The organism is Aerococcus sp. L_32, assembly GCF_050689315.1.
This window is the reverse complement of record NZ_JBOEQF010000154.1, coordinates 1-5,016: the sequence shown is the minus strand read 5'-3', so window position 1 is coordinate 5,016 and position 5,016 is coordinate 1. Positions and strand designations below refer to the sequence as shown.

Annotated in this window: 4 protein-coding genes and 2 pseudogenes; all 6 read left to right on the top strand. The window is 32.8% G+C overall.

Annotated features, from left to right (window positions below; genetic code table 11):
* Nucleotides 1-547: plasmid recombination protein (locus ACRCJ0_RS09315; RefSeq protein WP_431390270.1), on the top strand; the 547-nt coding region annotated here is incomplete at its 5' end.
* Nucleotides 548-1,151: 604 nt separating this feature from the next.
* Nucleotides 1,152-1,235: pseudogene (locus ACRCJ0_RS09310) on the top strand (MLS leader peptide); the annotation flags it as partial.
* Between the two features lie 48 nt (nt 1,236-1,283).
* Entirely contained in the window at nt 1,284-1,379 is a 96-nt protein-coding gene (locus ACRCJ0_RS09305; RefSeq protein WP_248054477.1) for a 23S rRNA methyltransferase attenuation leader peptide, read from the top strand.
* A gap of 121 nt (nt 1,380-1,500) precedes the next feature.
* A pseudogene (gene erm(B) / locus ACRCJ0_RS09300) lies at nt 1,501-2,241 on the top strand (23S rRNA (adenine(2058)-N(6))-methyltransferase Erm(B)); the annotation flags it as partial.
* A gap of 821 nt (nt 2,242-3,062) precedes the next feature.
* Nucleotides 3,063-4,034: a RepB family plasmid replication initiator protein gene (locus tag ACRCJ0_RS09295; RefSeq protein WP_431390269.1), complete on the top strand. Its 972-nt coding sequence runs from the start codon at nt 3,063-3,065 to the stop codon at nt 4,032-4,034.
* Between the two features lie 317 nt (nt 4,035-4,351).
* On the top strand, nt 4,352-5,016 hold a 665-nt coding region (gene mobV / locus ACRCJ0_RS09290; protein WP_431390268.1), incomplete at its 3' end, for a MobV family relaxase.

Here is a 5,016-nt window from a genome sequence, read left to right as displayed (position 1 = left end):
AATCAAGAAAGAAAGTTTAGATTTAAAAGACGAAACGAAAACGGTCAAAGTACCAAGTGGCGAAACCATTGGTATTGGTAAGTTGCGACATGAATTTACGAAAAATGAAGAACGAAAAACAGGAAATGTGATTATCCCTGAAGATAAATTAAATGCCTTAATACAAGGCTATGAAGATTTATATAAATCGAATGAGAAACTAAAGAAATATGCGGAAACTGATTTACCTAAGCGGATTGACTATGTAAAAGAAAAATACAAGGAAGTAGTGCGTGATTTCAACGATTTAGCAGATAGATATAATAATAATCTAGAGAAAATTGATTCGTTGGAGAAAGAGAATAAATCGCTTAAAAACGAAATTAAGGGCATTTACAAAGGGTTTAAAGAGTACTTTAAAGATTCTAAGCAAGTTACAACTGAACAGGTTAAAACGCTTGTTAGTGGCGTTTTAGACAAAGTAAAAGAATTTGTAAAAGGTGGAGAATTTGAAAAAATTCATAGAAATGAAACTCAAACACGAGATAGAGATGAATTAAGTCGTTAGAAGCTCATATTTGCGTTCTAAGACGTTTTAAATCAATTCGAGTATATTTACACGTGATTATTACTTTTCGTCGGCATAAGCGTTTAAAATGGCTATAAATAATAAAGACAAGGGCGAACAACGTGAGCAACGTTTACCCTTGTCTTTTTATTTTAGGCATTTAGCTTTTGCTGAGCGACGAAAAGTAATTACGTGATAAAGCTACTTTTCAGAGGCATGATCAAACGCATTGCGTTTGTCAGGGGTGGGCGGAAGCCCACGGTTTTTAAAAGGGTTTTTGCGGAGCAAAATACCCTTTTCTTCTTATCTTGATACTATTAGGGGTCCCGAGCGCCTACGAGGAATTTGTATCGATAAGAAATAGATTTAAAAATTTCGCTGTTATTTTGTACATTTAACTTGACGGTGACATCTCTCTATTGTGAGTTATTAGTGGTACAGTTTTCAACCGTTTTAATTATAAAAAAGTGGTGCATTTTTAAATTGGCACAAACAGGTAACGGTTATTGCAGGTGTATTTCTTATCTATGGGTTTAACATGGATTTTATCATTAAAATCATGAGTATTGTCCGAGAGTGATTGGTCTTGCGTATGGTTAACCCTAAAGTTATGGAAATAAGACTTAGAAGCAAACTTAAGAGTGTGTTGATAGTGCATTATCTTAAAATTTTGTATAATAGGAATTGAAGTTAAATTAGATGCTAAAAATTTGTAATTAAGAAGGAGGGATTCGTCATGTTGGTATTCCAAATGCGTTATCAAATGCGTTATGTAGATAAAACATCTACTATTTTGAAACAGACTAAAAACAGTGATTACGCAGATAAATAAATACGTTAGATTAATTCCTACCAGTGACTAATCTTATGACTTTTTAAACAGATAACTAAAATTACAAACAAATCGTTTAACTTCTGTATTTGTTTATAGATGTAATCACTTCAGGAGTGATTACATGAACAAAAATATAAAATATTCTCAAAACTTTTTAACGAGTGAAAAAGTACTCAACCAAATAATAAAACAATTGAATTTAAAAGAAACCGATACCGTTTACGAAATTGGAACAGGTAAAGGGCATTTAACGACGAAACTGGCTAAAATAAGTAAACAGGTAACGTCTATTGAATTAGACAGTCATCTATTCAACTTATCGTCAGAAAAATTAAAACTGAATACTCGTGTCACTTTAATTCACCAAGATATTCTACAGTTTCAATTCCCTAACAAACAGAGGTATAAAATTGTTGGGAATATTCCTTACCATTTAAGCACACAAATTATTAAAAAAGTGGTTTTTGAAAGCCATGCGTCTGACATCTATCTGATTGTTGAAGAAGGATTCTACAAGCGTACCTTGGATATTCACCGAACACTAGGGTTGCTCTTGCACACTCAAGTCTCGATTCAGCAATTGCTTAAGCTGCCAGCGGAATGCTTTCATCCTAAACCAAAAGTAAACAGTGTCTTAATAAAACTTACCCGCCATACCACAGATGTTCCAGATAAATATTGGAAGCTATATACGTACTTTGTTTCAAAATGGGTCAATCGAGAATATCGTCAACTGTTTACTAAAAATCAGTTTCATCAAGCAATGAAACACGCCAAAGTAAACAATTTAAGTACCGTTACTTATGAGCAAGTATTGTCTATTTTTAATAGTTATCTATTATTTAACGGGAGGAAATAATTCTATGAGTCGCTTTTGTAAATTTGGAAAGTTACACGTTACTAAAGGGAATGTAGATAAATTATTAGGTATACTACTGACAGCTTCCAAGGAGCTAAAGAGGTCCCTAGCGCCTACGGGGAATTTGTATCGATAAGAAATAGATTTAAAGATTTCGCTGTTATTTTGTACAATAAGGATAAATTTGAAAGGTACCATAAACGGTCGTTTATGGTACCTTTTCATTTTCCTGCTTTTTCTAAATGTTTTTGTATAGGATTAGGCTTAAATATATTAAGAGCGCTCTCTAGGGCTTGTATTTTTGATTTAAGGGGGAGTGAGAGGGATTGTTAAGGGTGTTAACCCTTGACCATGCGTTAGCATGCAGATAAATGTAAAAGATTTAACAAAATTACTTAGATTTTCAAATATTCTCATACAACAATTCCCCTTTTTCTTGAAAATAAGGGGTTTAAGGGGCTTTGCCCCTTTTTTAATGGCTTGCGTCAGCAAGGCGTCCTTTTTTTATTTTTTCTTTTCTCTTTTTTTTTATATTTTTTATCGAAATTCTGTTTAAGGAAAATACGATAAATAGATAAATGTTTAATTTATCTATGTTTAGATATATGTTTAGATATATGTTTAGACAATTTTTAGCCCTTGGGAGAGTAAGGAAGAGGGCTCTTTAAAAAAACATTTTGTGAGTTTAAAAAAACATTTTGTGAGTTTAAAAAAACATTTTGTGAGTTTTAAAAAAACATTTTGTGAGTTATAAAAACTTATATTTGTTTTTATAACCTTTTTATTCTAAAATAAAAACAAATATAGAGAGAGGTTTTTTTATGACAAATGAAATTGTTAAACATCATAACGATTTAAATACAGTGCCTATGCGAAATTGGACATCAGAGGAGATGAACTTTTTCTTTGCAATCTTATCTAAAATGAGAAATAAAGGGACAGATTTAGTTACTTTTACGGGCAATGAGCTCAAAGAATTAGCTGAATATAATGATTGGAATTTACCACGTTTTGTAAATACAATGGAAAATTTAGGGGATCATATAACATCAATAAAGTATAAAGAACGTACTAGCCATTCTTTTAAAATTATGAATTTATTTAGTATTTTTGAAGTTAAGTGGAATGATGATATGTCTGATTTAAATGTAAGAGTGGGAGTTACTGAAAATTATAGTTATATACTTAATAAGATTAATGCTGAATTTACTAGTTATGAATTACAAGAATTTACACGCATTAAATCTACTTATGCAAAATCTATGTATCGACTTCTAAAACAATGGAGAACTGTAGGGAAATTAGAGTTAAAAATTAAGGAATTTAAACAACTGTTAGATACACCAGATTACTACACACCTAGCCATATTGATAAAAATATTTTGAAGCCCATAATGAAAGAATTACCAATATTTTTTAAAGGTTTAAAAGTTAAAAAAATAAAAAGAAATACACGTGGAAACCCTGTAACTGGCTATCTATTTACTTGGCAACCTGAACATACTGAACCTTGGTTAGAAAATAAATATGACGAGCAACCACAAGAATATGCGACAAAATACGAGAATAAATTTACTGAATGGTTAATCGATTATGGAGTGGTATCAACGCATGATCATGAATTGATTGAACAGTTTAAACTAGAGGTTTATCCGTTATACCAACAGCTTGCTGATAGAGCGACCCTAGAGACTGTCGAAAAGCATATTTCTTATGTTGCGAAACAACGCTATAAACACCCTGTTGGATACTTTAAGAAAGCTGCGAAAGATTATCTAAGTAGATTTATATAAAAATAAAAGCCCCCTAGTTGAAAAAGTCGAAGGGGGTTTTTATTTTGGTTTGAGGTTTGGGGACCCCTCGAATTGGTAGGGAGATAAAACTTATCTTGATACTATTAGAAACAATTAAATGTTTGGGGACCCCTCGAATTGGTAGGGAGATAAAACCCCAAACAGCGATCAGCTAATTGACCCAATGGGGTCGCTGATGCTCGGCTTGAAAAGCCGACTAGCTGTCTGCAAGACCCCTCGGCGAGCCCACCTTTACGAAGTAAAGTATAGTGGGTTATACTTTACATGGAAGCTGTCCCGAAGTTAGGAGTGTTTATATGTCATTTGTAGTGGCGAGAATGCAGAAGGTAAAATCAGGAAATTTAGTTGGGGTAGGTAATCATAATCAGAGAAATACAGACAATCATTCCAACAAAGATATTGATGTTGAACGGTCACATTTAAATTATGATTTGGTCAATCGGACAGAAAATTATAAACGAGATATTGAGCAATTTATTAACGACAACAAATCAAGTAGTCGTGCTGTCAGAAAAGATGCTGTATTAATAAACGAATGGATCATAACTTCTGACAACCAATTTTTTAAAGATAAAGATAGTAAAGAAATTAAAGATTATTTTGAAGTTGCTAAATCATATTTTTCAGAAAAATTTGGTGGTGAGAATATCCGCTATGCTCAAGTTCACTTAGACGAAACGACACCGCATATGCACTTAGGAATTGTGCCGTTTAATGACGAACACAAGCTATCAGCAAAGACTGTTTTTAATCGTCAAGCCTTACAAGCGGTACAAGACGAATTGCCAAAGTATTTAAATGAGCGTGGTTTTGAGCTTGAACGTGGCGAAAAAGGGTCAGAGCGTAAAAATTTAACAGTGCCTGAATATAAAAAGGCAAAGGATGAATTAAAAGAGCTGACTACCACGCTGGAACAGCGGAAGTCAGAAGTTCTAGCGTTATCGAACGATAAAACACCAAC